This window comes from Tatumella ptyseos, from assembly GCF_030552895.1.
Classification (GTDB): Bacteria; Pseudomonadota; Gammaproteobacteria; order Enterobacterales; family Enterobacteriaceae; genus Rosenbergiella; species Rosenbergiella ptyseos_A.
In genome coordinates this window covers 2029596-2055268 of sequence record NZ_CP130649.1, presented here as the reverse complement: position 1 = coordinate 2055268, position 25673 = coordinate 2029596, and the positions used below count along the sequence as shown (strand labels likewise).

Annotated in this window: 25 protein-coding genes, 7 tRNA genes and 3 other RNA genes; 21 read left to right on the top strand and 14 right to left on the bottom strand. The window is 44.6% G+C overall.

Going from position 1 to position 25673, the window contains the following annotated elements; all coding sequences use genetic code 11:
- Positions 1 to 19: 19 nt before the first annotated feature.
- On the bottom strand, positions 20 to 1000 hold the full coding sequence (locus QJR74_RS09785; protein WP_304371684.1) for a bile acid:sodium symporter family protein: 981 nt from the start codon (positions 998 to 1000) through the stop codon (positions 20 to 22).
- Positions 1001 to 1093: 93 nt separating this feature from the next.
- Here QJR74_RS09785 and QJR74_RS09780 point away from each other — a divergent pair, with 93 nt between their 5' ends.
- On the top strand, positions 1094 to 2011 hold the full coding sequence (locus QJR74_RS09780) for a LysR family transcriptional regulator (protein ID WP_304371683.1): 918 nt from the start codon (positions 1094 to 1096) through the stop codon (positions 2009 to 2011).
- A gap of 34 nt (positions 2012 to 2045) precedes the next feature.
- Here QJR74_RS09780 and QJR74_RS09775 read toward each other — a convergent pair.
- The 7 genes from QJR74_RS09775 to QJR74_RS09745 form a co-directional block, all read right to left on the bottom strand.
- Positions 2046 to 2165, bottom strand: a non-coding RNA gene (locus QJR74_RS09775) — RtT sRNA.
- 47 nt (positions 2166 to 2212) lie between these two features.
- Positions 2213 to 2334: non-coding RNA, RtT sRNA (locus QJR74_RS09770), on the bottom strand.
- 46 nt (positions 2335 to 2380) lie between these two features.
- Positions 2381 to 2501, bottom strand: a non-coding RNA gene (locus tag QJR74_RS09765) — RtT sRNA.
- Between the two features lie 46 nt (positions 2502 to 2547).
- Positions 2548 to 2623, bottom strand: a tRNA-Lys gene (locus QJR74_RS09760).
- 4 nt (positions 2624 to 2627) lie between these two features.
- Positions 2628 to 2703: transfer RNA gene (locus tag QJR74_RS09755), tRNA-Val, on the bottom strand.
- 32 nt (positions 2704 to 2735) lie between these two features.
- Positions 2736 to 2811 (bottom strand) — tRNA-Val (locus QJR74_RS09750).
- 40 nt (positions 2812 to 2851) lie between these two features.
- Positions 2852 to 2927 (bottom strand) — tRNA-Val (locus QJR74_RS09745).
- Positions 2928 to 3195: 268 nt separating this feature from the next.
- On the opposite strand from QJR74_RS09745, the gene gltX reads away from it, so the two are divergent.
- Positions 3196 to 4611, top strand: coding sequence for a glutamate--tRNA ligase (gene gltX / locus QJR74_RS09740; protein ID WP_304371682.1), 1416 nt, complete (start codon positions 3196 to 3198; stop codon positions 4609 to 4611).
- Positions 4612 to 4648: 37 nt separating this feature from the next.
- On the opposite strand, the gene QJR74_RS09735 is transcribed toward gltX, so the two are convergent.
- Positions 4649 to 4999: a YfeC-like transcriptional regulator gene (locus tag QJR74_RS09735; RefSeq protein ID WP_304371681.1), complete on the bottom strand. Its 351-nt coding sequence runs from the start codon at positions 4997 to 4999 to the stop codon at positions 4649 to 4651.
- Between the two features lie 287 nt (positions 5000 to 5286).
- Here QJR74_RS09735 and QJR74_RS09730 point away from each other — a divergent pair.
- The 4 genes from QJR74_RS09730 (at position 5287) to QJR74_RS09715 (ending at position 7424) form a co-directional block, all read left to right on the top strand.
- Positions 5287 to 5362 (top strand) — tRNA-Ala (locus QJR74_RS09730).
- 36 nt (positions 5363 to 5398) lie between these two features.
- Positions 5399 to 5474 (top strand) — tRNA-Ala (locus tag QJR74_RS09725).
- 154 nt (positions 5475 to 5628) lie between these two features.
- The gene (locus tag QJR74_RS09720; RefSeq protein ID WP_304371680.1) at positions 5629 to 6789 is read left to right on the top strand and encodes an AI-2E family transporter; all 1161 of its coding nucleotides are present in this window, start codon (positions 5629 to 5631) and stop codon (positions 6787 to 6789) included.
- A 146-nt stretch (positions 6790 to 6935) separates the two neighbouring features.
- Positions 6936 to 7424, top strand: a complete 489-nt coding sequence (locus QJR74_RS09715; RefSeq protein ID WP_304371679.1) for a DUF2938 family protein — start codon at positions 6936 to 6938, stop codon at positions 7422 to 7424.
- Positions 7425 to 7480: 56 nt separating this feature from the next.
- On the opposite strand, the gene QJR74_RS09710 is transcribed toward QJR74_RS09715, so the two are convergent.
- Positions 7481 to 8665, bottom strand: a complete 1185-nt coding sequence (locus QJR74_RS09710) for a NupC/NupG family nucleoside CNT transporter (RefSeq protein ID WP_304371677.1) — start codon at positions 8663 to 8665, stop codon at positions 7481 to 7483.
- A 354-nt stretch (positions 8666 to 9019) separates the two neighbouring features.
- On the opposite strand from QJR74_RS09710, the gene QJR74_RS09705 reads away from it, so the two are divergent.
- Both QJR74_RS09705 and glk read left to right on the top strand, forming a co-directional pair.
- Positions 9020 to 10258 carry an Nramp family divalent metal transporter gene (locus tag QJR74_RS09705; RefSeq protein WP_304371675.1) on the top strand — a complete coding sequence of 413 codons (1239 nt, stop codon included), beginning with the start codon at positions 9020 to 9022 and terminating at the stop codon, positions 10256 to 10258.
- 138 nt (positions 10259 to 10396) lie between these two features.
- Positions 10397 to 11362 carry a glucokinase gene (glk, locus tag QJR74_RS09700; RefSeq protein WP_304371673.1) on the top strand — a complete coding sequence of 322 codons (966 nt, stop codon included), beginning with the start codon at positions 10397 to 10399 and terminating at the stop codon, positions 11360 to 11362.
- A gap of 32 nt (positions 11363 to 11394) precedes the next feature.
- On the opposite strand, the gene ypdK is transcribed toward glk, so the two are convergent.
- Positions 11395 to 11469: a membrane protein YpdK gene (gene ypdK, locus QJR74_RS09695; RefSeq protein WP_143056412.1), complete on the bottom strand. Its 75-nt coding sequence runs from the start codon at positions 11467 to 11469 to the stop codon at positions 11395 to 11397.
- A 266-nt stretch (positions 11470 to 11735) separates the two neighbouring features.
- Between ypdK and QJR74_RS09690 the strand changes: the two genes are divergently transcribed.
- From QJR74_RS09690 to tnpA, 7 genes are all read left to right on the top strand, one after another.
- Positions 11736 to 12212, top strand: coding sequence for a universal stress protein (locus QJR74_RS09690; protein ID WP_304371671.1), 477 nt, complete (start codon positions 11736 to 11738; stop codon positions 12210 to 12212).
- Positions 12213 to 12406: 194 nt separating this feature from the next.
- Positions 12407 to 13117 carry a hypothetical protein gene (locus QJR74_RS09685; protein ID WP_304371669.1) on the top strand — a complete coding sequence of 237 codons (711 nt, stop codon included), beginning with the start codon at positions 12407 to 12409 and terminating at the stop codon, positions 13115 to 13117.
- A gap of 106 nt (positions 13118 to 13223) precedes the next feature.
- On the top strand, positions 13224 to 13517 hold the full coding sequence (locus QJR74_RS09680; protein WP_304371667.1) for a hypothetical protein: 294 nt from the start codon (positions 13224 to 13226) through the stop codon (positions 13515 to 13517).
- A 296-nt stretch (positions 13518 to 13813) separates the two neighbouring features.
- Positions 13814 to 15235 (top strand): cytochrome ubiquinol oxidase subunit I, encoded by a 1422-nt coding sequence (locus QJR74_RS09675; protein ID WP_304371665.1) that lies wholly within the window; start codon positions 13814 to 13816, stop codon positions 15233 to 15235.
- Between the two features lies 1 nt (position 15236).
- Positions 15237 to 16244 carry a cytochrome d ubiquinol oxidase subunit II gene (gene cydB / locus QJR74_RS09670; RefSeq protein WP_304371663.1) on the top strand — a complete coding sequence of 336 codons (1008 nt, stop codon included), beginning with the start codon at positions 15237 to 15239 and terminating at the stop codon, positions 16242 to 16244.
- Complete coding sequence (locus QJR74_RS09665; RefSeq protein WP_304371661.1) at positions 16228 to 16410, top strand: DUF2474 family protein; 183 nt, start codon at positions 16228 to 16230, stop codon at positions 16408 to 16410. The genes cydB and QJR74_RS09665 overlap by 17 nt, the downstream gene beginning before the upstream one ends.
- A gap of 153 nt (positions 16411 to 16563) precedes the next feature.
- Complete coding sequence (tnpA, locus tag QJR74_RS09660; protein ID WP_304374015.1) at positions 16564 to 16977, top strand: IS200/IS605 family transposase; 414 nt, start codon at positions 16564 to 16566, stop codon at positions 16975 to 16977.
- Between the two features lie 94 nt (positions 16978 to 17071).
- On the opposite strand, the gene QJR74_RS09655 is transcribed toward tnpA, so the two are convergent.
- Positions 17072 to 17500 carry a GNAT family N-acetyltransferase gene (locus QJR74_RS09655; protein WP_177173158.1) on the bottom strand — a complete coding sequence of 143 codons (429 nt, stop codon included), beginning with the start codon at positions 17498 to 17500 and terminating at the stop codon, positions 17072 to 17074.
- A gap of 173 nt (positions 17501 to 17673) precedes the next feature.
- Complete coding sequence (gene ahr, locus QJR74_RS09650) at positions 17674 to 18690, bottom strand: NADPH-dependent aldehyde reductase Ahr (protein ID WP_304371657.1); 1017 nt, start codon at positions 18688 to 18690, stop codon at positions 17674 to 17676.
- Between the two features lie 211 nt (positions 18691 to 18901).
- Here ahr and QJR74_RS09645 point away from each other — a divergent pair, with 211 nt between their 5' ends.
- Positions 18902 to 19756 carry an SDR family oxidoreductase gene (locus QJR74_RS09645; RefSeq protein WP_304371655.1) on the top strand — a complete coding sequence of 285 codons (855 nt, stop codon included), beginning with the start codon at positions 18902 to 18904 and terminating at the stop codon, positions 19754 to 19756.
- Positions 19757 to 19872: 116 nt separating this feature from the next.
- Complete coding sequence (locus QJR74_RS09640) at positions 19873 to 20391, top strand: GNAT family N-acetyltransferase (protein WP_304371653.1); 519 nt, start codon at positions 19873 to 19875, stop codon at positions 20389 to 20391.
- A gap of 88 nt (positions 20392 to 20479) precedes the next feature.
- On the opposite strand, the gene QJR74_RS09635 is transcribed toward QJR74_RS09640, so the two are convergent.
- Positions 20480 to 20665: a hypothetical protein gene (locus QJR74_RS09635; protein ID WP_304371651.1), complete on the bottom strand. Its 186-nt coding sequence runs from the start codon at positions 20663 to 20665 to the stop codon at positions 20480 to 20482.
- A gap of 235 nt (positions 20666 to 20900) precedes the next feature.
- On the opposite strand from QJR74_RS09635, the gene QJR74_RS09630 reads away from it, so the two are divergent.
- The 4 genes from QJR74_RS09630 (at position 20901) to pgaA (ending at position 25673) form a co-directional block, all read left to right on the top strand.
- The gene (locus QJR74_RS09630) at positions 20901 to 21026 is read left to right on the top strand and encodes a DUF2256 domain-containing protein (protein WP_304371649.1); all 126 of its coding nucleotides are present in this window, start codon (positions 20901 to 20903) and stop codon (positions 21024 to 21026) included.
- A gap of 491 nt (positions 21027 to 21517) precedes the next feature.
- Positions 21518 to 21592: transfer RNA gene (locus QJR74_RS09625), tRNA-Arg, on the top strand.
- A gap of 404 nt (positions 21593 to 21996) precedes the next feature.
- The gene (locus QJR74_RS09620) at positions 21997 to 22263 is read left to right on the top strand and encodes a hypothetical protein (RefSeq protein ID WP_304371647.1); all 267 of its coding nucleotides are present in this window, start codon (positions 21997 to 21999) and stop codon (positions 22261 to 22263) included.
- A gap of 968 nt (positions 22264 to 23231) precedes the next feature.
- Positions 23232 to 25673: a poly-beta-1,6 N-acetyl-D-glucosamine export porin PgaA gene (pgaA, locus tag QJR74_RS09615; RefSeq protein ID WP_304371645.1), complete on the top strand. Its 2442-nt coding sequence runs from the start codon at positions 23232 to 23234 to the stop codon at positions 25671 to 25673.

Genomic DNA, 25673 nt, shown 5'->3' with positions numbered 1-25673 from the left:
TTGGGTGAAATAAAAAAGCTTATGATTCGACAGATGATTGCTCACCGGCTTTTTTGTAGCGCTGTGCAATCCATGAACAGGTCATTAGTTGGATTTGGTGAAAAATCATCAGGGGTAAAACAATTATCCCTACAATACTCGCGGGGAAAAGGATGTTGGCCATTGGGACGCCATTTGCCAGGCTCTTTTTCGACCCGCAGAATAAGATAGTGATTTCATCAGGACGGCTAAAGCCAAACAGACGCGCAACGATTAGGTTAATTAATAGTGCGATGGCGAGTAAAAGAATACAGCCCACCACAATCCAGCCAAGAGTGGTGGCATCAACTTTGTGCCAAATCCCATTGACCACTGCTTCGCTGAAGGCGGTATATACCACGAGTAATATCGAAGTTTGATCCGTTTTACCGATTAGACTGCGGTGACGCTCCACCCATCCGCCAATCCAACGACGCGCAATATGGCCGAGTACGAAGGGTAAAAGCAACTGAAGCATGATCTTCCCAATTTGTTCGAAACCATTACCTGGCATGGCACTGTGTACATTCATCACTAAATTGACTAACAACGGAGAGACAAAGACCCCGAGTAAGCTAGAGGCAGAAGCGCTACAAATCGCTGCAGCAACATTCCCCCCGGCTAAAGAGGTGAAGGCAATCGCTGACTGAACGGTAGCAGGGAGGATACAGAGATAGATAAAGCCAGTATAGATATCGTTACTGACATTTACTGGATGCCACCAAACGAGTAAACAACCTAAAATGGGGAAAACGACAAAGGTGCTGCACATAATCCATAAATGTAAGCGCCAATGACTACTCCCTGCGATAATTTTTTCGCGAGAGAGTTTTGCACCGTGCATAAAGAAGAGTAGTGCAATGGCCGCGGTGGTAAGGCCTTCAACAACGGGAACAAACCCGCCACGAGCGGGAAGAAAAGTGGCCAGTAAAACAGTGATGATAAGTTTAACCATCATCGGATCGAGTCGTAGAAATCCCATAATTGTGTCCATGCAATAAGTAATGATTGGATTGTGCTTGAAATCAGGTTAGAAATATAATTGATTTATTACATGAATATATGAAGAAAATAGATGAATTATAGTTTACGGCAACTGCGTATCTTTGTTGCGGTGGCAGAGCAACAGAGTTTTAGTCGAGCAGGGGAGTTGATTGGCTTGAGTCAGTCGGCAGTCAGCCATGCCGTTAAAGAATTGGAGCAGACACTCGCATTACGTTTGATTGATCGCACCACACGAGAAGTGGTTTTGACCTCAGCGGGCAAACAACTTGCCTCACGCATGACCTTATTGATTGACGATATGGATAGTTTAATCAAGGATTTACATAGTCATGGCGAACAGCGCACCGGTACCGTCAGGGTAGCGGCGAGCCAGACAATTTCAGCACAGTTAATGCCAAAATGTTTAGCTGCCTGCCAACAGCGCTACCCAGAGATACGATTACTGCTACAAGACAGTGTGCAGCAATCAGTGATACAGGCGGTGCTACAGGAGGAAGTTGATTTTGGTATTGTAATTGAACTTCAAAACACGCGAGAGTTTGAGACACAACCTATCCTGCAAGATCCTTTCCTTTTATTATGTCGAGACGATGACCCACTCGCGGAGCAGCCTCGAGTCTCTTGGACAGATATCGCCTTGCGCCAATGCGTGTTACAAGATTACGCTTCGGGGAGCCGAGTACTGATTGATGCCATTTTCCAGCAGCAAGGTGGTCACCCTGAAGTTGTCCAGCAAGTGGGACACCCCAGCACGCTGTTTACGATGGTCGATGCAGGGATTGGGATTAGTATTCTGCCGGCACTCGCACTCCCTCTACCGCGTGAGACCCAGCTAACAGTCAGAAAAATTATCCCGGAGAGGGGACGATTACTGACATTGATCCGTCGGAAAAATCGATCATTATCTCCCGCTGCAGAAGTGATATGGCAACTGATTACCGAGCAAGCGCAGCAGTTGGCTGAAAAGCGGCAAATTAGTGTACGTTAGGAATTGAAAAGTAGCGGGTAGTTTCTACAGAATTTGGTAGGTCGTGCAGGATGACTCGCTGCGCTCGCCCTTCGGGTCGTTGCTTAGCAACGTTGTCTCACTGCGTTCGACTCGACCTGCTGCAGGTTCTCATCCAGCACGATTTACTATGGGAGGCTGGAAACGAAAAAAGCACCCAGAAGGGTGCTTTTTTACTAAATTTGGTGGGTCGTGCAGGATGACTCGCTGCGCTCGCCCTTCGGGTCGTTGCCTAGGGCAACGTTGTCTCACTGCGTTCGACTCGACCTGCTGCAGGTTCTCATCCAGCACGATTTACTATGGGAGGCTGGAAAAGAAAAAAGCACCCAGAGGGTGCTTTTTTACTGAATTTGGTGGGTCGTGCAGGATGACTCGCTGCGCTCGCCCTTCGGGTCGTTGCCTAGCAACGTTGTCTCACTGCGTTCGACTCGACCCTGCTGCAGGTTCTCATCCAGCACGATTTACTATTGAAGGCTGGAAACGAAAAAAGCACCCAGAGGGTGCTTTTTTACTGAATTTGGTGGGTCGTGCAGGATTCGAACCTGCGACCAATTGATTAAAAGTCAACTGCTCTACCAACTGAGCTAACGACCCGAAGTGGTGGGTGATGACGGATTCGAACCGCCGACCCCCTCCTTGTAAGGGAGATGCTCTACCAACTGAGCTAATCACCCACTTCGGTATAAAAATACCTTTTGGCTGAATTTGGTGGGTGATGACGGATTCGAACCGCCGACCCCCTCCTTGTAAGGGAGATGCTCTACCAACTGAGCTAATCACCCAAATTCATAACCTTACACTGCGAGCCCACTTAGTAATAAGTGGTGGGTGATGACGGATTCGAACCGCCGACCCCCTCCTTGTAAGGGAGATGCTCTACCAACTGAGCTAATCACCCCCGCTGTGTGGAGTCGCATTATAGGGATAGTTGATTTTGAGTCAACGCTTTTTATCACTTAATTTTTCGTTCGGTGTAAATTTCACCAGTATGTCGGCCATTTGAGCAATTTGCTGAAAATAGCCTCATAATTTGCGCAACCTCGCGAGAATTAGTCTTGTCTTATTATTGAGGAAAAAGCGCTAACTGTTACACTGTGCGAAGCAAATAGGATTCCACAAGGTTTTATCGGGTGTTCACCCCCACTGTTCGTTAAGGCAAACCATAAATGAAAATCAGAACACGTTTTGCACCAAGCCCAACAGGCTACCTTCATGTTGGTGGCGCTCGCACCGCCCTATATTCTTGGCTTTATGCCCGTCACAACCAAGGTGACTTTGTCCTGCGTATCGAAGATACCGACTTAGAGCGTTCCACACCGGAAGCGATTGAAGCGATTATGGATGGCATGAACTGGCTGAGCCTGAATTGGGATGAAGGCCCTTATTACCAGACCAAACGTTTCGATCGCTATAATGAAGTGATTGACCAGATGCTTGAAGCGGATACTGCCTATCGTTGTTATTGTTCACGCGAGCGGTTAGAAGCGCTGCGTGAGCAGCAAATGGAAGCAGGTGAAAAACCACGTTATGACGGTTGCTGCCGTGATACGGAGCATGGACATACTGCAGATGAGCCGCATGTCGTGCGTTTTCGTAACCCACAAGAAGGCTCAGTGATTTTTGATGATCAGATCCGCGGACCGATAGAATTTAGTAACCAAGAGCTCGACGATCTTATTATTCGTCGTACTGATGGTTCACCAACTTATAACTTCTGTGTCGTGGTCGACGATTGGGATATGGAGATCACTCATGTGATCCGTGGCGAAGACCATATTAATAACACTCCTCGTCAAATTAATATCCTAAAAGCGATTGGTGCTGAAGTCCCTATTTATGCGCACGTCTCAATGATTTTAGGTGATGATGGTAAAAAACTGTCTAAGCGTCACGGCGCGGTAGGGGTGATGCAATATCGTGATGACGGCTTTTTGCCGGAAGCATTATTAAATTACCTGGTAAGAATGGGGTGGGCGCACGGCGATCAAGAGATTTTCTCTGTAGATGAGATGGTACAGCTCTTCCAACTTGATGCGGTAAGTAAATCGGCAAGTGCGTTCAATACCGAAAAATTACTGTGGTTGAACCATCATTATATTACCACTCTGGCGCCAGAATACGTCGCGACACAGCTCCAGTGGCACATTGATCAACAACAGATCGATACCCGTACTGGCCCTGAATTGGCAAAATTAGTTGTGCTGTTGGGCGATCGCTGTAAAACGCTAAAAGAGATGGCGGAAACCTGCCGTTATTTTTATGAAGACTTTAACGAGTTTGATGCAGATGCAGCGAAGAAACATTTACGTCCAGTTGCCCGCCAGCCGCTCGAATTAATTTCAACAAAGCTGGCGGCACTAACAGAGTGGACGACCGAAGCTATCCATAACGCTATCGAGCAAACTGCTGCCGAGCTAGAGGTCGGGATGGGGAAGGTGGGTATGCCGTTACGCGTTGCCGTCACTGGGGCAGGGCAATCGCCTGCTTTGGACGTTACTGTCGAAGCGATTGGTCAACAACGTAGCGTTAAAAGAATTGCTCAAGCATTAGCCTTTATTAGCGAACGCGAAAGCCAAGCTTAATTTGAGACGTTCCGGCAGTGTCGACTGCCGGAACGCTTTATGAGGTGATACCCAAACGAGTCAAAATACCACTGATCCCTTCTCGCAATAATAAAGAAGTTAGCTGGGCTTTTTCATCAGCACTCATTTGTTGAACTGAACTCAGTAAGATTTGGGTAAGTTGCTCTTTGCGAACCGTATAATGGCTTCGCGGTTCTGCCGCATGGCGAACAGACTTCAAAAATTCGGTTACCGATTGGTCTATATGTACTAACCTCGCCTTACCACCCTGTACTCCGGGCTTCGCAACGGTCGACCATCCTTCACGTTTAATCCATTTATTAATAGTCTGACGCGAGTAACCCGTCTCCTGTGCCAATTCTTCAGGTGTCATCCATTCCTTATTCACAATCAGTTCCTTCTAGTTGATTGTTTTACGTTAACTCGTAATGACGAAAATAACGTGAAGCGGAATAAAATAAAAGCGTTAATCATACAGATTATGCGTTTACTCATACTTTCTATAATTATCAGTGCTAACCACTTAAAAAAGGTCAATAAAATTGTAGAGTGATGGCTTTCATAGCACATTGCTGTAATTTTCAGCGATCGAGCAGGTAGAGAGAAAATGGCATTGACAGTTATCTGCCAGTTACCTATTATTCCGGCGTCAGTAACACCGACACCTTCATTGAAGGGGCTATAGCTCAGCTGGGAGAGCGCTTGCATGGCATGCAAGAGGTCAGCGGTTCGATCCCGCTTAGCTCCACCAAACTCCTCGAGTTTGTACAATGAAATTCCTAGATGTGGGGGTATAGCTCAGCTGGGAGAGCGCTTGCATGGCATGCAAGAGGTCAGCGGTTCGATCCCGCTTATCTCCACCAATTCTTGATCAATTTCTTTTCCTTTTAATCCCTTAAACAATTTTATTTCCCAAGTTAAGTGAAATTTATCACTTATTAAGCAATAATTACGCGGTAAGCCATTGATGGCTTTACGACATATATCTGAATTTTATTTGTTAATTGAGATTACGCTATGAAGCTGAAGGGAATTAATGAAGGTTTCTTCATTTTATTGCTGCTGTTAACGACTATCGCATTTTGCTTTGTCCTTAAAGCCTACTATTCATCCATTTTTTGGGCAATTATCTTAGCGGTACTGTTTTATCCGCTGAAAACCCGTATTAGAGCATGGTTGGGCGATCGTAATGCGCTTGCCGCTTTCCTTACTCTACTCGTAATATGCTTAATTGTTTTTATCCCATTAGTCATTGTCACCACTTCATTGGCGTATGAAGGCAACCAACTTTATCAGAGCGTCTCACAAAACCGTGGCAATCTTGCTGGGGATATCACACAGCTCATCCAGCATCTGCCGACCTTCGTGCAGAACTTCCTGGAGCGCTATGGATTGACTAATGTGAATACTCTGCAACAGAAAGTATCAGCGTTAGCCATGCAAGGTAGCCACACACTTGCCAACAGTGCACTTATGATCGGCCAAGGGACCTTTAGTTTCACGGTTGGGTTCGGCATTATGCTTTACCTCCTCTTTTTCACATTAAAAGATGGATCGTACTTAGTCAGTCTACTGCTAGATGCCGTTCCCTTAACTCAACATGCTAAACATCACTTACTGCTTAAATTTGCCGCAGTATCAAAGGCGACTGTTAAAGGAACGGTGGTGGTTGCTATTGTTCAAGGTGCTTTGGGGGGAATTGCTTTCTGGTTTTTAGGCGTAGAGGGAAGTGTATTATGGGGTGCATTGATGGCATTCTTATCGCTTATCCCAGCCGTTGGTTCAGCAATAATCTGGGCACCTGTCGCGATCTATTTCCTTGTGTTAGGGCCGGTTTGGAAAGGACTATTCTTAATCGCCTTCTTTGTCGTAGTGGTAGGGTTAGTGGATAACTTCCTGCGCCCGCTATTAGTGGGGAAAGAGACTAGAATGCCTGACTACTTAGTGTTGATATCAACGTTGGGTGGAATGGAATTGTTTGGGATTAATGGCTTTGTAATTGGCCCACTCATTGCGGCACTGTTTATTGCCTGTTGGAATCTCCTCTCAGGAAAAGAGAATCAGGATAATGCTGAGGAGATCGATCCCGATTTCATTGCTGAAGGGAAAGATGAAACTGAAGCATTGAGAGCAAAACTCGCTGAACAGCATCCTAGCGATCACTCATCGAAAAGCTAATCTTAGTTACCGCAATACAAGAGCCCATCATTGATGGGCTTTTTTATTGTTTATTTACCACGCGGCAGGATTTCGGGGGAGGGCGAGTCAGAGATCCCTCTTTCTGTGCTAGGCTAAGGCCATGAAAAACTCACGAGCGAAGACAAATGAGTACACTAATAGGCTTTAGCCTGGTTGTAGGGATAGGATCGACCTTGCTGTTGGATTTATGGGGGCTGTTACTGTTTAAACTGAAGGGAATGACACCCACCAATTGGGGTAGCGTTGGACGTTGGCTACTTGGACTTCTAAAGGGAAGATGGGTTGCCACTCAACAGGATAGTCTGCCACCTTCGCTGATAGAAATCATCAGCGGCTGGACGTTTCACTACGTAGTGGGCATTGCCTACGCGGTAATTTTAGTGTTTGGCTGGGGAACGCCCTTTACTCAATCACCGACGTTGCTACCTATCTTATTAGTCGGAATTGTCTTGAGTTCACTCGCGGGTTTAATGCTTTTTATGCCCGCGATGGGGGCTGGGTTCTGCGGAAGAAAAATACCGAATCGGGCTAATGCCATTCTGATGATGCTCGTTGCCCATACCATCTTCGCCTTAGGTCAGTACCTTTTTGCACTGCTCTATACCCATATCTGATCTGAGTGGGAGAGTGCATACAAGCGGCTGTGTCAGCCGCTTGTATGGGGAATGGTTTAGAGAACCAAACCGACGATTGCCGCGGAAAGTAAGCTGACTAGCGTCGAGCCATAAATTAGTTTTAATCCAAAGCCAGAGACGACATTTCCTTGTTTCTCATTTAACCCTTTGATGGCGCCACTGATGATGCCAATGGATGAGAAGTTAGCGAAAGATACCAAGAAAACAGACAGTATACCTTCTGAACGTGGCGATAACTGTCCAGCCATCTTCTGTAAATCGATCATTGCAACAAACTCATTTGACATCAATTTTGTCGCCATAATGCTGCCGACGCGTAGGGCTTCATTGCTAGGAACACCAATGACCCACGCCAAAGGATAGAAGAGGTATCCGAGGATATTTTGGAAGCTGATGCCAAAAATTGCAGTGAATAGAGCATTTACGGCAGCAATAAGCGCAATAAAACCGATTAACATTGCGGCGACGATCATCGCTACCTTAAAGCCCGCGAGAATATATTCGCCCAACATCTCGAAGAAGCTTTGCCCTTCATGGGTGTTTTTTAATGAGAGGTCTTCTTCTTGCTTAGCGGAGTACGGGTTGATAATGGACAGTACAATAAAGGTGCTGAACATATTCAGGATTAAGGCCGCAACAACGTACTTTGGCTGCAACATCGTCATGTAGGCACCCACGATGGACATCGATACCGTGGACATTGCGGTTGCCGCCATGGTGTACATCCGACGCTCTGACATTTTGCCTAAAATATCTTTGTACGCGATAAAGTTCTCAGACTGACCCAGAATGAGTGAACTTACCGCGTTGAAGGATTCGAGTTTGCCCATCCCGTTGATTTTCGAAAGTACTGTTCCGATAAAACGAATGATGATAGGGAGAATTTTAAAATGCTGCAAAATGCCTATAAGCGCAGAGATAAAGACGATAGGACATAGCACGTTAAGGAAAAAGAACGCCATACCTTTGTCGTTTAAGCCGCCAAAGACAAAATTCGTACCTTCTGCTGCATATTTCAAAAGCATTGAGAAGAAGTTGGAAAAACCTTGAACCACACCAAGGCCAACGTTCGAGTTGAGAAAAAACCAAGCCAGCACAAGTTCGACTACCAGAAGCTGTAAAATATAACGATAAGCGATACTTTTACGGTCTTTACTAACAATCAGCGCTAGAACGGCTATAACTATCAGAGCGAGTACAAAATGGAGTGCTTGTGACATGCATAGTGCCTTAAAACTAAAGGGATAGATCGTAGGGCGTTATTCTAGGGTAGTGTTAACGTAAAAACGAGTAAAGTTACTCATTATAAGCAATGGATCTCATATTTTTTTGAAAACTCTTTCAAGAGTGGTTGATTTGTTATCGATAAAAGAAAATTAAGTAAAAAGTCATCGATCTTAGCAATTCTGAAGTAATAAAACTGTTGCTGATGAGCAAATGAACAGGTACCTTACTATAAAGTATAGCCTTTGCTATACTTTATAGTATTCGCTATCAGAGTGATTACTTATACCGATTTCTTTTCACCGAGGGGATCGCCTAGAGTTGGACATCATGTTAAACAGGATTCATTAATGTCTCGTCGCCAGAAAATGACAATGCCTATTATGACGCAACGCAAAGCCAAAATATCGCTATTGGGCCCGGCTTTTATCGCGGCTATCGGCTATATCGATCCCGGTAACTTTGCCACAAATATCCAAGCGGGGGCCAGTTATGGCTATCAACTACTTTGGGTAGTAGTGTGGGCGAATATCATGGCTATGCTGATCCAACTGCTCTCAGCGAAGTTAGGCATTGCGACGGGTAAAAATCTCGCTGAGCATATTCGTGATCGCTTCCCTAAACCTTTGGTGTGGTTCTATTGGGTGCAGGCAGAAATCATTGCAATGGCGACGGATCTGGCTGAATTTATTGGGGCAGCATTAGGCTTCAAACTGCTTTTTGGTATTAGCCTTCTTGAAGGGGCTGTCATTACTGGGGTCGTTACCTTTCTCATTTTGCTGTTACAAAGCCGCGGCCCGAAACCCTTAGAATGGTTAATTGGGTTAATGCTGTTATTTGTTGCCGGTGCTTATATTGCTGAACTGTTTTTCTCCCAACCTAATCCCAAAGGATTGCTTGTGGGCATGGCAGTGCCAACATTACCTGATACGAATGCGCTTTATCTGGCCGCGGGGGTGCTTGGTGCGACGATCATGCCACATGTTATTTACCTTCATTCCGCGTTAACGCAACAAGGTGATGATAAGAATAAAGCACAACGCTATGCCTCAACGAAATTGGATGTCGCGATTGCGATGACAATCGCAGGATTTGTTAATTTAGCGATGATGGCGACCGCCGCAGCCGTCTTCCATTTTAATGGTCACACTGGCATCAGCGAGCTCGATCAAGCCTATATGACGCTGAAACCTTTACTGGGTAACGCCGCAACCGTTGTATTTGGGTTGAGCTTAGTGGTTGCTGGCCTTTCCTCAACAGTAGTGGGGACTTTAGCCGGACAGGTGGTGATGCAAGGTTTCGTCCATTTTAGTATTCCTTTATGGTTACGTCGCTCTATCACCATGTTACCTTCTTTTGTGGTCATCATAGCAGGGATGGATGCAACGAAAATTTTAGTATTGAGCCAGGTGGTCTTAAGTTTTGGGATTGCACTTGCTCTGATCCCATTGTTGATGTTTACTAACCGGACTGAAATTATGGGTGATCTGGTTAATACCCGCTGGATTAAGTTAGCAGCGTGGGGGATCATTCTGATTGTTGTTTCGCTTAATTTAGGATTATTATTCGGCGACTTGATTGGATTATAAGAATAATTGTCCTCTTAACACTTTATTGAGTTCGTTCCTATGCACTAGTCTGGCGTTGGTAGAACGAGGCTCATTGAAACTTACCTTAGGTTGTTTAACGACTTAAGATAAATTATCCCGAGTGGAGCATTAAAAATAATGACTAAATATGCATTAGTCGGCGATGTAGGTGGTACCAATGCAAGGTTAGCACTTTGTGATGTCGCTAACGGTTCAATATCGCAGATTGACACTTTTCCAACATCAGATTATCCGAGCTTAGAAGCCGTTATCCGGCAGTATTTAGGTCAACAACACATTGATGTTGTTGATGCCTGTATCGCTATTGCTTGCCCAGTGAAAGGTGACTGGATTGCGATGACCAATCACCCGTGGGCATTTTCCATCCAGGAAATGAAAGAAAATTTACGCTTTGAGCACTTTGAAGTGATTAATGATTTTACCGCAGTGTCAATGGCTATCCCAATGTTAGGGGATAACGATGTACTGAAATTTGGTGGGGATGAGCCCGTAGCCGATAAGCCTATTGCCATTTATGGTGCCGGCACCGGACTCGGTGTGAGCCACTTAGTTCATGTAGACAAGCGCTGGGTTCCTTTGCCAGGAGAGGGAGGGCACGTTGATTTCGCGCCTAACAGTGAAGAAGAAGACCAAATTTTAGAGGTATTACGTGAAGAGATGGGGCATGTCTCTGCAGAACGCGTACTCTCTGGCGCAGGCCTTGTGAACCTTTATCGCGGCATTGTCAAAGCGGACCAACGTGAGCCAGAAAATCTCAAACCTCGTGAAGTGAGTGAGCGTGCGCTAGAAGATAGCTGTATAGACTGTCGTCGAGCGCTTGCTCTGTTCTGTGTCATTATGGGGCGCTTCGGCGGGAACTTAGCGTTAACTCTGGGCACTTTTGGTGGGGTATATATCGCTGGGGGAATTGTGCCACGTTTCCTTGAGTTCTTTAAAGCCTCGGGCTTCCGTGCAGCCTTTGAAGATAAAGGACGTTTTCGGGACTATGTAAAAGATATTCCCGTTTATATGATCACACATGAACAACCAGGTCTACTTGGGGCAGGCGCCCATATACGCCAAACCCTCGGTTCGGTTCTTTAGACTGATAACTTAACAGGGCTTACGCCCTGTTATTATTTTAGTAACAGAACGAAAGTTCCTAGCCACAGCACCACAAAAAATGAAATTCCCATCAGTGCATACTTCATAAGATATCCTCTATTATCATTTTATTCCGCTGAATACCTTGCTTACAGCTTACCTCGAGCGTACTACGTGATGTGTATCACGATATTGATCCCGCATAATGTACGTTGATTTAACGTTAAAAGAAACATTTCCTTACTGAGAATTAACATTGGCTGCGTTGTCCTGACATCCAATAAATGATTTAACAACGTTTATTTCTATTATGAATTGAGACATTATTTGTTATCGCAGCAGAGTAAACACTCTTCAATAAGGGGGTAAACTTATGAATACCGTCATTATGGCCATTGATCACCAAAATAATCTTTCGACGTCGATTAGCCACTTAACGTTGAGAGAAGCCCAGCTTCATCAGGCTTCCGTAATCGTTATTTGCTGTATACCGACAGATGGGGGGATTGAGGGGGAAGTGATGAATATTGAGTGCGGTGTTGATCAACAAGACTCCACACACAGCCAACCTAAGGATCCTTTGAACTGTGCTGAGCGTACCGTTCGTGCTGCATTAGTCCCTTTTCAACGGTCTGGGGTCCCAGCTCGCGGATTACTTTGTCGGGGCGAACCCGCTGCGGTAATTGTCGAGCAAGCGACTAAACTTTCCGCTTCAATGATCATCATGGGACGTCGACATCTTTCACCTTTCAATCGACTGTTTAAAGGTTCCATTAGCGCCGCAGTGCTTGAAACCGCAAGCTGTCCGGTATTAATTGATCTAAATGAGGCAGTGAATGAAAGTGAGTAGGTGAGATTTTACGAGCTAGCAGTAGAAAAGATTAACAATTTTGGGATTAATTAGTTAAGTAAATCAGCTATATTTCAGCCATTGAGAACTGGGCGGTTGATCCAGTTGGGTACTTATAACAACTGTCTGCCCTTTCTATAATAATTATCACTGTGAGTGATAAGCGGGGGCGAAAGATTGAAGGGATAAAAATTGTGCGTAAAGTCGCTCTTCTTCTCATCATCATCATCGTGCTCGCGGTTATCGGTCATCGATATAAACCCTCCTCAGCCGATTCGCGTCAGCTTGCACAGCAGCAGGCGTTAGCTCGCTTTGCAGCATTACCTGGCTATCGATTACTTAAACAGCAAGAGCCACAGTTATGGCAAGAGGTTAGTGAGTCTTTTGCCCAATCCATAGCAAAAGGACATAGTCAAGAGCAAGCGACGGGAGAGGTCCGAGGGCAACTGACTGCACTCGTGAATCTACGAATTGTGAAGGCAGATGACAGTGCGGTAACTCACTATATTGCGGTTGCGGTGAGTGAGATGCAGGCATTGAATAAAATCTCAGCTGAGAGCTGTTATCGTTTTCTTTATCCGCAAGTCTCGGGTGGCGTAAATATCGGTACTTTGCTGAGCCCGCAAATGAATCAAGCGGATCAGCAAGCTCTGGAACAGTTATTCTTGCATAGTCAGGGGGCTGATAAACCCCGCGATATTACTGAAGCTCATAAAGCACTGGGTGACGTGGTAAAAATATTGTATCCGCAATGGGGAGAACAATTACAACAACTGAACCAGCCAGAAGATACTGCGACTGATCATCAAAAGTTATGTGTGATGTCGATGGATCTTTACCAGACAATCCTCAAATTTCCTCAACCTAAAGCAGCTAATCTGATTCGTCAGATGGTGGTAGGGTAGGCCGTATTCAGATTATACCGATTACGAATAGAGCACAGCTAAGGATAATACTGTGTATAACAGTAGATTATCGGCAAATTGATTTCATCTATTTGAGGAATTTATATTGTATAAGGTAGCTTTACGGATAGGTCTACTGTGTAGTATTGGCGCACTAGTTAGCGGCTGTGCAGCAGGACAAAAGGGGGGCTTTACCGCAATAGACCATGATAATGTTGCCCACACTTATCAATTCCGTTACGAACCTCATAAGCTCGATCGCGCTGCGCTTAACCGCTTTATTACTCAACGGTGCGCGCAACAAGGTTTTGATAAAGTAGACCCTCTATCCGAAGAGTCTGCAAACTTACCAGGTTATAAAACGCAGTGGTTCCAATGTAACTATAAAATAAAAAGTTAACCTCTATCGACCGCCCTGAGTGGGTGGATTGTTGAGATTATTCACACTAAGATAACACCACAGCCTCCCTCACTTCTCTTTTGCTTCTTTCCAGCTACACTTTAATTACTTTTACTTCACTGTTCACTCATCGGTGACCGTCACGTCCCTAAAAACTCTTAAATTATTATGATTAATCCTGTTCATATTAGACGATAAGCGTAAAATAGTTCTATAAAAATCAATGTGTTAAATGATTTACTTAACTGTTAAGTAATTTCATTAATTGTCTTTTAATTGTAATGTAAGAGGTGGCAATGTTCGGGCTTGATGCATTTCATCTGGCAAGATTACAGTTTGCATTTACTGTATCTTTCCATATTTTGTTTCCGGCGATCACGATCGGGCTAGCGAGTTTTCTCGCCGTGCTGGAAGGGTTGTGGTTAAAAACGAAAAACGAAACCTATCGCGATTTGTATCACTTTTGGATTAAAGCGTTCGCGGTTAACTTCGGTATGGGCGTCGTTTCTGGGCTAGTGATGGCCTATGAGTTTGGGACTAACTGGAGTGGATTTTCCCAATTTGCGGGAAGTATCACCGGTCCAATGTTAACCTACGAGGTGTTAACAGCATTCTTCTTAGAGGCTGGCTTCCTTGGTGTAATGCTTTTTGGTTGGAATCGCGTAGGCCCTGGCTTGCACTTTTTCGCAACCTGTATGGTTGCATTGGGTACCATTCTCTCTACCTTTTGGATCCTCGCCTCAAACAGCTGGATGCAGACGCCGCAAGGCTTTAGTATTCAAAATGGTGTGGTGGTACCAGAGAGCTGGATGCAGATTGTATTCAACCCTTCATTCCCCTTCCGTCTGTTGCATATGAGCACCGCAGCCTTCTTGGCAACAGCGTTCTTTGTCGGGGCTTCAGCAGCTTGGCACTTATTACGTGGTAATAAAACGCCTGCAGTCAAGAAAATGCTATCAATGTCGTTATGGATGGCACTGATTGTTTCACCTATTCAGGCGTTCTTAGGCGATGCCCACGGTTTAAATACGCTTGAGCATCAACCTGCGAAAATTGCCGCGATTGAAGGTCACTGGGAAAACCCTCCCGGTGAGCCGACGCCGCTAATTTTGTTTGGTATTCCAGACATGAAACAGGAAAAAACCAAATATGCGCTGGAAATTCCTTATTTAGGAAGTCTGATCCTGACGCATAGCCTTGATAAGCAAGTCCCTGCACTGAAAACCTTCCCTAAAGAAGATCGTCCTAATTCAACAATCGTCTTCTGGTCTTTCCGTGTAATGGCTGGGCTTGGCATGTTGATGATACTGTTAGGCGTTGCGAGCTTGTGGATGCGTTATAAAAAACGTCTCTACGATTCACGTCCATTCTTATGGTTTACCTTGCTAATGGGTCCATCTGGTTTACTCGCAATGTTGGCCGGTTGGTTTACCACCGAAATTGGTCGTCAACCCTGGGTGGTTTACGGTGTTCTGCGTACGCGTGATGCGGTTTCACCTCACAGTGCGCTACAAATGACCTTTAGTTTAATTGCATTTATTGTTGTTTACGCATCAGTATTTGGAATTGGATATGTGTATCTGATCCGTCTTATCAAAAAAGGTCCAGTGGAAGGTGAGGGAAGAGAAGAGATCCATGGTGGTCCAGGTCAACACCACACCCCAGCTCGTCCATTATCTGCGGTAGATGCCTCTAAGAAACCAGAGGAGAAAAAATAACATGGGTATCGATCTGTCAATTATTTGGTTCACCATCATTATTTTTGCCATTTTGATGTATATCGTGATGGATGGCTTTGACCTAGGTATTGGTCTTATTTTCCCATTCATTAAAGACCCTGTTGAACGTGACATGATGGTCAATACTGTCGCCCCGGTATGGGATGGTAACGAAACCTGGCTAATCTTGGGCGGAGCAGCATTATACGGTGCATTCCCTCTAGCATACGCCGTGATTGCTGATGCGTTATCCATCCCTATCACTTTGATGCTATTTGGCCTAATTTTCCGTGGGGTAGCTTTCGAGTTTCGATTCAAAGCGACAGAGCATCACAGACCTTTCTGGGATAAAGCCTTTATCGTTGGATCCTTCCTCGCCACCTTTATGCAAGGGATCGCGGTCGGCACGCTTCTTAACGGCATTCAAGTTACCGGACGTGTCTTCACCGGCGATGTGATGGGATGGTTAGCACCGTTCCCACTCTTCTGTGGTGTTGGACTGGTACTGGCTTACGCGTTGTTAGGCAGCAGCTGGTTGATCATGAAAACGCAACATAACCTGCACGACAAAATGTCGCGGTTAACCAAGCCACTGACCATCGCGCTATTAATTGTCATTGCCATTATTAGTATTTGGACGCCGCTGGCACACAATGCGATTTCCGAACGTTGGTTTACTCGACCCAACCTTTATTGGTTCTTACCCGTACCGGTGCTGGTAGTCATCTGTGGATTAGGTATCTTGAAGGCTGTTAAGCGTCGTGCTGATTATGCACCATTCTTATTAACCTTATGCTTAATTTTCCTCGGTTTTACCGGTCTGGGTATTAGCGTATGGCCGAATATTATCCCACCTTCTATCTCTATTTGGCAGGCGGCATCCCCTCCACAAAGCCAAGGCTTTATGTTGATTGGTGGGTTATTAATCATCCCAGTAATTTTGATGTACACCTTCTGGAGCTACTACGTCTTCCGTGGGAAAATTTCTGAAGATGAAGGATATCACTGAGTTGGCGGATAAGCGTCAAGGCATAGCATCAGAGGGCTCTAAGCCCTCTGATAAACTGGCACAACTACGTTGGCTGTTGCTACTCTGGCTAGGTAGTATTGCTGCGTTGGGGGGGGTAGCCATTATCCTCTGGCTATTAATGCACAGTGCCGGAATGACCCGCTAAAAAAAAGGGCTCACAATGTGAGCCCTTTTTTATTGTCACCCCTAAACCACCTCCTAGGGAGGTGGTGATTGATCCTGTAAGGCTATAGCCTGAAGAATGCCCATGTTGGAATATTTCTGCTTACTCACCACAAGTAAAAAGGAGAAAACCGATATGGGACTTTACAGAAGTTCATCACATGTTTACTGGCGTTGTAAATACCACATAGTATGGACGCCAAAGTACCGTTTCAGGATCTTGAAGGATAAGTTGGGCAAAGAGCTTTACAGAACAATCTACATTCTTTGCGGGATAAAAGATTGTGAGGTTCTGGAGCTAAACGTTCAGCCAGATCATGTACATCTTATTGTGATAATTCCACCGAAAATATCGATATCAACTCTGATGGGGCATTTGAAAGACCGTAGCGCAATCAGGTTGTACAATCGTTTCCCACCTATAAGAAAGAAGCTATGGGGTAATTACTTTTGGTCACGTGGCTACTTTGTCGATACTGTTGGGGTAAACGAGGAAATTATCAGGCGGTATGTTAGGCATCAGGAGAAAGCGGAACAAACACATGAATAGCAGATGGAATTGCTAGAGTAGTAAGCGGAATGTGATAATAGCCCCCTTACAGGGGGCATTCTCGAAAGCCACCTTCTAAGAAGGTGGTCTTTTACTACTGTAAACTTAAATCGGTGTAGCGCTGCATCTTGACGAATTCCACGCCATCTTTAATAAAAGGTTCGCTACAAATTTGAAAGCCTGATTTCTGATAGAAACGAATAGCCGTACGGCGGCTATCAAGGCTGACTTTTTTGATTCCGGCTTGATCAACAATGGCTAGGGTTTGCTGCAGAAGTTGAGTGCCGTAACCGCGTGATTGATACTCTTCTAAAGTGGCGAATTTACGAATAACCCAGCAATCATTATTCGTCATGAATAAAGATACACAACTGATTAATTTATCCTGAACGAATAAGCCAAAATGCCGAGCCGTATCGTCATTATCTTCCGCTAGACGTAATGATTCCCGTGGGCGGTCCGGCCATAATACGTGTTGGCGGAGATCTAAACATTGTTCAAGAGTAATTGGCTCAATTTTCACAGTTATCTACCACTAGCAATGAGTTAAGGACACAGGCTAATGTGGACATAAGTGAGATAAAATTCAAGTAACTTATGCTGGGAAAAAGAAAATTTCATTGAAGCAGGGCAGTTAGGGGCGGAGAGAGACGATAGCAGTAGGATGGGGAGAATGCCTCCCCATCCTCAATAAAATTAGAAATCGGCCTTAAGTACAACACGGAAGTTCGCTTTGCCCGCACGCAGATGCTCTAAAGCATCATTGATTTTGGACATTGGGAAGGTCTCAATTTTTGGTGTAATTTTCTTGCGCGCGGCCAGTTTCAGCAGTGAACGTAATTCGCCAGGAGAACCGGTTGACGATCCACCAATGGATTTGTCGCCTGCAATAAGATCAAAAGCGGCCACCTGAATAGGCTTCATCACCGCGCCAACAGTATGGAATTTACCTTCAGGAGCCAGTGCATCGAAGTAAGGTTTCCAATCCAGATCGACAGCAACAGTGCTGATAATTAAATCGAAACGGCCAGCTTGCGCTTTTAATGCTTCTGCATCACGACTATTCACGACTTCATCAGCGCCTAATTCAAGAATTGAATCTTTCTTGCTTGGGTTTGAACTGAAGGCGACAACCTCTGCACCCAGCGCTTTAAGTAACTTAACCGCTAGATGCCCTAGTCCACCAATACCGATGACCCCAACGCGGCTCATCGCATTAATTTGGCTCATTAATAGTGGTTTGAAAACGGTAATCCCGCCACATAATAAAGGACCGGCGAGGGTTGGATCTAAGGCTTCAGGTAACGGAATGACCCACTGCCAGTCTGCTCTAATTTTTTCAGCGAAGCCGCCGCGATTCAGAATGGTAGGTGTTGTACCCGATTCACAATTGGAATGATTACCGCGAATACAGGCATCACAGTGTAAACAGCTTTTTGCTGACCAACCGATGCCAACGGCTTGACCAATCTTTAAACCTTTATTTTTGGCATTCTCACCCAAGGCTGAAACTCGGCCTGAGACCTCATGACCCGCAATCAGTGGATAGTTAGAAATTCCCCATTCGTTATCGATCATCGATAAATCGGAATGGCAAAGACCACAATAATCAACGGTTACTTCGACTTCTTCGTCACCGAGTGGTGCTGCATCGTATTCGTAAAATTCTAGAGGTTTACCGGCAGCAGGAGCAGCATAGCTTTTTATCTTCATCTCTTTTCCCATTTTGGTGATGCGTAGTAATAATTAGACAGAATAACTGGACTGATATTCTGCCACCTTGAAAGTGTAGCTGACAAAGCCACTTTGTGCGGCAAGTTGCGTAATAGCGATAGCTACACTAGCCTTAAAAGCGTTGGATTGATTTTTGAACGGCTACAATGGCTAAATTTGCCTAAGTCGAACTTACTTTTAAGGAGAGATCATGAGCAAGAAAACGGTATTAATTACTGGTGCGGGCAGTGGATTTGGACGTGAAAGCGCCTTCCTATTGGCTAAACAAGGATACGATGTTATCGCCACTACGGAAATTGTTGCTCAGATTCAACCCCTTAAGAATGAAGCTCATTCCCTAGGACTTAATATTCAGGTAGAGAAGCTGGATATTAGTGACGAAAATGATCGCTTACGTGCCGCACAATGGTCGATTGATGTATTGGTGAATAATGCTGGAATTTCTGAAGGAGGGGCGGTGGTTGACCTTCCAGAAGATAAATTCCGCCGACAATTTGAAGTTAACGTTTTCGGAACGATATTGCTAACCCAGCACTTTGCTCGTCAATTCATTGAGAAAAAGCAGGGCAAAATTGTCTTCATCTCTTCCGTCGCGGGCATTACTACTGATCCGTTCGCTGGCGCTTACTCTGCATCAAAACATGCACTAGAAGGATTTGCTGAGGCATTAAACAGTGAGTTGCAGGAGTTTGGTGTACAAGTCGCCACAGTTAATCCCGGACCTATTCTTACTGGCTTTAATGACAGGATGTTCGAAGCATGGACTCACTGGTGGCCGGAAGATAAACTCGACACTGTCTTTGACTATGAGGATATTGCATTCCCTCATGAACAATTCCATCCTTATCAAGTTTCAGATGTGATTGCTCGTGTTGTCAGCGGTGAAATTACTCAATACCGCAACGTCGTTCCCGCAGAGATCATAGAAGGTACTCAACAGCAGATGCAAGAGGTCTGGACTCGAGAAGTCACGACTGAGGCTAAGCGTCATCCATTGGTTCAGAAAGCTTATGAGATTGAGCCAGAAACCCCTAACGGCCGTTAAATTTCTGATCGCTTAAAACGGGCTTAGCCTTATCTCATTCTAATAGCAAATGATGTTAATACTTGTACGAAACTTAACGCTCTGATATAGATTAGATTTTCTTAAGAGGATGTCTAATGAGCGTTAAGATTCGTGCGGTGACTCGAGAAGATGCAGTACGTTTGGCTGAGATTTACGGTCAACCTGCCACGCAACAAAATACACTGCAACTGCCTTGCCCCTCAGTAGAACTTTGGGAACAAAAAATTCTCAATTATCCCAATATTGGACATATCGGTTTTGTCGCGGAATTGGATGGGGATGTGGTAGGAAACATTACGCTTTTTACAGAAAAAGCCGTGCGACTTAGACATGTTGTTTCTTTCGGGATTACTGTAGACAGCCATTTTACCCGTCGCGGCATTGCTCAGCAGTTGATCGAGTTTGGTCTGGATTATGCCTTCAATTGGTTAGCAGCACAACGCGTAGAGTTAAGCGTTTTCGCCGATAATCAGCCGGCGATTGCGCTGTATCAACGCTTAGGATTCGTAGTGGAAGGCACACAGCGGCAAGCAGCATTGAAAAATGGCCGCTACCAAGACACTATTATGATGTCTAAGTTGGCGAGCGAATATTTTGGTGAAGCCGCGGTTTAACGCTATGTTGCCATTTATAATTAAATAATAAATGGCTTATTCACTCTAGTGATTTGCTCTTAAGTGGCTTAGCCTGAGAAATGACAATTTAGTGACTATCAACTAAATCCAGTGTATTACGGACGCTGCAATAATCATAATGGCTAATAAGGGCAGCATCTCGTTGTAGCGACAAAAAATATAAAATATCGTTCTTAGAGATACAGCTATCGGCGCTAAGTAATTCAACGGTTGCTAGACCGATTAGTGCATTGATCCTACTTTTGCTGCGCATAGAATAACCCTTCATCAAGTCATATTATCAATGTTGGTTATACTTCTTAGTGAAGAACTATTACATAATGAGTAGTTATCGTAAACAGTTTTCATTATACCATTATGTTATTAGAGTAGTCGTAGAGCATTGAACTGTAACAGATTTAAAACGCTTTATATTTCCTTTTTTGCCAAAGAACAATTATATTTGGCGACTGAAATAGAGAGAAACTTCCGTTAATAGAGGTCTATTGATGAAAAAAAGCGAACTTCCAACTAAGGTCTGCGTGGTGTGTGGGCGTCCGTTTTCGTGGCGAAAAAAGTGGGAAAAGTGCTGGGATGAAGTAAAGAAGTGCTCAGAGCGCTGTCGACGACAATAAACAAAGGCCCTCTTAATAACATATTTTTTATCAATATAACGTAGCCTATAATGATGTTAGCAGGTAGCAAGGTAGTGCTTTAGATAGTTAAAATAATCAATAATTGACTGTTATGGTTTTTAACGACTAAGGAATGAGACGTTCTTACCCTCACTTTTCAGAATTGTTTAATATTCGGTTGTCAGCCTCTTATCTTTTACGCATAGGTTGCGTCATTTGTTTCGATATTCTATTAAACGCCATTCACCGACGGAAAAAATTCTATCAATTGTCACTGTGGTCAGTACGACTTCTTCACGAGTGGCGCATAATATTTATGCAAGATAATGCGCTGATACGTAGGTGAGTTGGTGGAAAAGTGTACTGTTGTTGGTGTTTTTTTATTCCAAAAGTAGCTAGTGCCAAAAATGGCGCTGTGAAGGATTGATAGCTTGACGGTAAACGCGCTATTATCAGCGCGACTCGCAGTACGTAGACTATTCGCGTGTGAGGTCTCCTTAGTTAAATGGATATAACGAGCCCCTCCTAAGGGCTAGTTGCAGGTTCGATTCCTGCAGGGGACACCATCTCCGCTTCTGCTAGACCCCGTCTTTCCATTTTTATTCATAATTAATTTCAACTTATGCCCGCCCATTTCCGTAGATAACAGCACTCTCTCCAGGATAAAAATTAGCCTAAGCAACCGCCAGAACCAGAGGGACACTATCTATAAATTTGTCTTAGGGGGGCGCGATAACTGTGCAATGTGTTTGTCATATTGCTTGGCAAAAGCTAATGAGTTGTGATTACGGTTTCGATTGGGAAGATCTCATTCATAATATCCACACCATCAAAACTTGTATAAATCAGACAATTTTTACTTACTTCACCACATACCAGCCTATAACTACCTCAATTTCTAATCCCCTCTCAATTATGGACTATACTCAGCAGCGAGGTTGTCATTAACTCGTATCAGGAGGTGTATTCAGTGTTCTCACACGACGACGATCAGGAAGAAATGATCATCGGAGAGGCAGCACTCAATCTTATAAGAGCTGAGCAGGAAGTCAATCAAGTATCCCTTTTAAGAGAACTTGTTTTGATGGCCAACAAAGCCAGCTCTGTGGTAAGGGGAGAGGAGATTAAAAGAGCTATTAATTTGTTCAAAAGTCTTTCTTCAAACCATAACCACGATGAGACAGTACTGACCTGGATGATGGCGTCTTTCCCGGACGACGACGGAAAACATCACTAACGTTGCCCGGCTCTGGCCGGAATACGACGAAGATAACTCAGCCTCATAAAACGGGCGCGCTTTGCGCGTTCCGGCTGGAGAAATTGTCAAGGACGACACCTACGACCCAGCTATCAAAAATGGGTATGGTATCTAGGTCACAGCATAAATAGATTTTTGGTTGATTCGCCCTGAATATTTTAAAATTTTAGTAGGGTTCAATCAGTGCTAGTTACTTTATTTGTAAATATTAAGCGATTAAAGTCACGATTCAAAAATAATTCCCCGTTCCTAATAGCTACTATTACTTTCCTTTATTAATAGTTAAATTTTATGATTACGATACCGTTTAAATTTGTAAAAATATCTTGTCCCTTAATAGTAAATATTGCTTACTTGTCTTTCTTGATAAGCCTTAAAGTAGATGTCCTTTCTACGTAGATGATAATCTAAAATTATAATATACCCTCCTCCGGCTGAGTAGAAATAGTAAAGGGTTTTATTATAGATGAAATACATGGGGAAGAGGGTAAATAGTAATTGTCATTTTCACTCAGAACCTCTTGGCTGTAAATTCCATCATTAACGTGGATATAAAATCTGTTCAATTAATAAGGCTTTGGTTTATTTATAACAAATAGGCTGTTAATTATTCTCAAAGTAAACATTAGCTACCTATATAAATATTTTACTTTATAACTTCTTTCTCATTTTAAAACTAAAACCCCTTTAACTTAAGACCACTCTTAATTCTCTAATGATTTCCTCACGTAATGGGATATTGAGACTATTTCAATAATTCTTCGATTAAGAATAATTGACTGATCTATAAGAAATAAATTTAACCCATAATTTAATGATAGATTTTCGTTATCAATAAATAGGATCTCATTGGTAAAAGTTCAATTGATGCTTGCTTTCATCACAGTAGAGTTTCTGAATTGAAATTTTACAATTCCGTGGTGTATGCGGAGTATTTGGGGGCAAGGATGATAAACCGTAATTCGTGGGATAAAACGACCTCATTCAGGAGGTGGCCAGCCTATTTATGCGTATTTCCGCTACTTATTCTTTCCGATGCCCAGGGCAGTTCTTACGACGAATTAATCGTGCGTGCAAGAGAAGGGCACACGGCTGAGCTGATGACTTACCTAGCACAAAGCGCGAGTAACAATTCCCTCACGGTCAACCAAATTGCGGATTGGCTTCAAGTTGCAGGCTGGCGGCAAGATAACGAAACGGTCCTGTCAGTATGGCAGCGTTATCATTCTATATCTGGGCTACCCGCCAGAGCCTTCGCAGCAGTAGCTTCTGCAGAGCGTGATCAGCATCACTGGCCACAGGCAATAGAGTATTGGCGAGAAGCGATAAAGCGTGATCCACAAACGATTGACTATCTTTCCGCATTATCGATGACTGAAGCGGATGCCGGGCGATTTACTGCAGCGGCTTTTACCGCCGAGCAGATCAAGCGTTTAGGTAAACCTATTGATTACCGACTTTCACTTGCTTATTTACGGCAACGTGAAAAGAAACCCTATGATGCCTTACTTATACTGACCGAAGCGGCGCAACACGCTCCCAACGACCAGCGTATACCGCCAAGACTTGCTGAACTCTACACGCTCAACCGGTTATCTCTACCAGCCTTACGCAGCGCGCCACAACGCTCGTTATCTGCGCAAGCATTGAGGGGGCAACAACTCGATAATGCAGCCGGCATAGTGCGTGATGCCTTAATACAAACGGATGAACCCCAACGCCGTTTTGAAGCTGCCGACCGGGCATTAGCGTATTACCGTCAACTGGCTACTCAGTGGCAGGATGTAAAGGATGCACAACCCGATTTATCTCGCTTACGGTCTGACCGATTAGGGGCATTGGTCGCGCGGGAACAGTACAATGAGGTTATTGACGAATATTCAACGTTTTTACACGATAAAAAGTCGCTTCCTGACTACACCAAACCCTGGATCGCGACGGCCTTATTAGCGAGTAAACAGCCGCAACAAGCCTTAAATCTTTTGTCATCGTACCCTGTCCCCATTGCGCAGCAAGATGACAACCGCTTTTCAACCGAGTTCTACGCTTTGCTGGAAAGTGATCAGACTCAGCGAGCAGGAGATTATCTAGCAGAACGCTCAGCGCATACACCGTGGAAAACGCAGGTCTGGGGGCTTTCTCTCCTACAACCTAATGATAGTTGGCTAGCGTTACAGTCGATGAAAATTGATTATCTGGTCGATACGCAAAATCTTGTGCAAGCGCAACAGCTCAGTCAGCGGTTAGCGACTTCTGCGCCGGGTAATCAAGGGCTGGCTATTCAATATGCCAGTGTGCTCTCTGCGCGAGGCGAAGATAGGCATGCAGAAAAAGTCCTTAAACGGGCGGAGAGCTTGATGCCTGATGATATTACGCTAGAAACTGAGCAAGCTTATACCGCCGCAACGCTGCAAGAGTGGCAGCAAATGGATCTGCTGACTGATGATCTTATAAAGCGATCGCCTAGTACACCGGCCATTCAAGAATTAAACGATTTGCGTAACATTCAGCATAGTTGGGAGTTACAAGTCGGCGTCAATCATGGTCTACATTCCAACAGCCCGGTAACGGGTAGCCGAGACGTCTCGACGACAAGTCGGCTTTATACGCCACCGATCGCGTCGCATTATCGACTCTTTAGCGGTTATCAATATGAACAGAGCCGTTTCGAAGAAGGTAAGAAACATGCCTCAACAGGTTCCGTCGGGGTGGAATGGCGAGGACGTGATTATCAAGCTGAAATGGAAGTTAACCATCAACAGATCTCTGGAGCCGGGCATACTGGATTCCAGCTCTCAGGTTGGCACGATTTTGATGACCATTGGCGAGTTACTGGCCAGGCGGCAAGATTCTCGACTGAAGCCCCCTTACGCGCGAGGGGTAACCACGTTACTGCCGACAGTGCTAATGTTGGCATTGAGTGGCGCCAAAATGAGCGACGTGAGTATCAATTAGCCTTGAGTCCCAGCCGCTTTTCCGACGGTAACCATCGTATTGAATATCAGTTCTCGGGTAAAGAAAGAGTATGGACAGCACCACGCATCACCCTGGACTTTACGCCCGAACTCAGTGGCAGTCGAAACCGTCGCCAAAATGTAGCGTATTACAGCCCTAAAAATGATCTCTCATTACTCCCAGGTCTTACCCTTACGCACCAAATCAGTCGACACTACACCCGTGTATGGCAACAAGAGTTGAGTGTAGGGACGGGGATTTATCAACAACATGGCCAAAAGACAGGTTCGACGACGCAAATAAGCTATGGCCATGAAATTGAATGGAACAGACGGTTGACCACTGGGCTGACCTTGAACTGGGGTCGCCAGCCTTGGGATGGACAGTATGAGAACACTCTGTCTGCACAGCTTGACATGACGCTGAGGTTTTAA

What these genes read in the sequence shown, in the direction of transcription:
- QJR74_RS09785 (WP_304371684.1), bottom strand. Translation starts at nt 1,000, where the DNA reads ATGGGATTTCTACGACTCGATCCGATGATGGTTAAACTTATCATCACT.
- pgaA (WP_304371645.1), top strand. Translation starts at nt 23,232, where the DNA reads ATGATAAACCGTAATTCGTGGGATAAAACGACCTCATTCAGGAGGTGG.
- QJR74_RS09705 (WP_304371675.1), top strand. Translation starts at nt 9,020, where the DNA reads ATGTCTCGTCGCCAGAAAATGACAATGCCTATTATGACGCAACGCAAA.
- cydB (WP_304371663.1), top strand. Translation starts at nt 15,237, where the DNA reads ATGGGTATCGATCTGTCAATTATTTGGTTCACCATCATTATTTTTGCC.
- ahr (WP_304371657.1), bottom strand. Translation starts at nt 18,690, where the DNA reads ATGAAGATAAAAAGCTATGCTGCTCCTGCTGCCGGTAAACCTCTAGAA.
- QJR74_RS09630 (WP_304371649.1), top strand. Translation starts at nt 20,901, where the DNA reads ATGAAAAAAAGCGAACTTCCAACTAAGGTCTGCGTGGTGTGTGGGCGT.
- glk (WP_304371673.1), top strand. Translation starts at nt 10,397, where the DNA reads ATGACTAAATATGCATTAGTCGGCGATGTAGGTGGTACCAATGCAAGG.
- QJR74_RS09665 (WP_304371661.1), top strand. Translation starts at nt 16,228, where the DNA reads ATGAAGGATATCACTGAGTTGGCGGATAAGCGTCAAGGCATAGCATCA.
- QJR74_RS09720 (WP_304371680.1), top strand. Translation starts at nt 5,629, where the DNA reads ATGAAGCTGAAGGGAATTAATGAAGGTTTCTTCATTTTATTGCTGCTG.
- QJR74_RS09780 (WP_304371683.1), top strand. Translation starts at nt 1,094, where the DNA reads ATGAATTATAGTTTACGGCAACTGCGTATCTTTGTTGCGGTGGCAGAG.
- QJR74_RS09640 (WP_304371653.1), top strand. Translation starts at nt 19,873, where the DNA reads ATGAGCGTTAAGATTCGTGCGGTGACTCGAGAAGATGCAGTACGTTTG.
- tnpA (WP_304374015.1), top strand. Translation starts at nt 16,564, where the DNA reads ATGGGACTTTACAGAAGTTCATCACATGTTTACTGGCGTTGTAAATAC.
- QJR74_RS09675 (WP_304371665.1), top strand. Translation starts at nt 13,814, where the DNA reads ATGTTCGGGCTTGATGCATTTCATCTGGCAAGATTACAGTTTGCATTT.
- QJR74_RS09690 (WP_304371671.1), top strand. Translation starts at nt 11,736, where the DNA reads ATGAATACCGTCATTATGGCCATTGATCACCAAAATAATCTTTCGACG.
- QJR74_RS09710 (WP_304371677.1), bottom strand. Translation starts at nt 8,665, where the DNA reads ATGTCACAAGCACTCCATTTTGTACTCGCTCTGATAGTTATAGCCGTT.
- QJR74_RS09645 (WP_304371655.1), top strand. Translation starts at nt 18,902, where the DNA reads ATGAGCAAGAAAACGGTATTAATTACTGGTGCGGGCAGTGGATTTGGA.
- QJR74_RS09715 (WP_304371679.1), top strand. Translation starts at nt 6,936, where the DNA reads ATGAGTACACTAATAGGCTTTAGCCTGGTTGTAGGGATAGGATCGACC.
- gltX (WP_304371682.1), top strand. Translation starts at nt 3,196, where the DNA reads ATGAAAATCAGAACACGTTTTGCACCAAGCCCAACAGGCTACCTTCAT.
- QJR74_RS09635 (WP_304371651.1), bottom strand. Translation starts at nt 20,665, where the DNA reads ATGCGCAGCAAAAGTAGGATCAATGCACTAATCGGTCTAGCAACCGTT.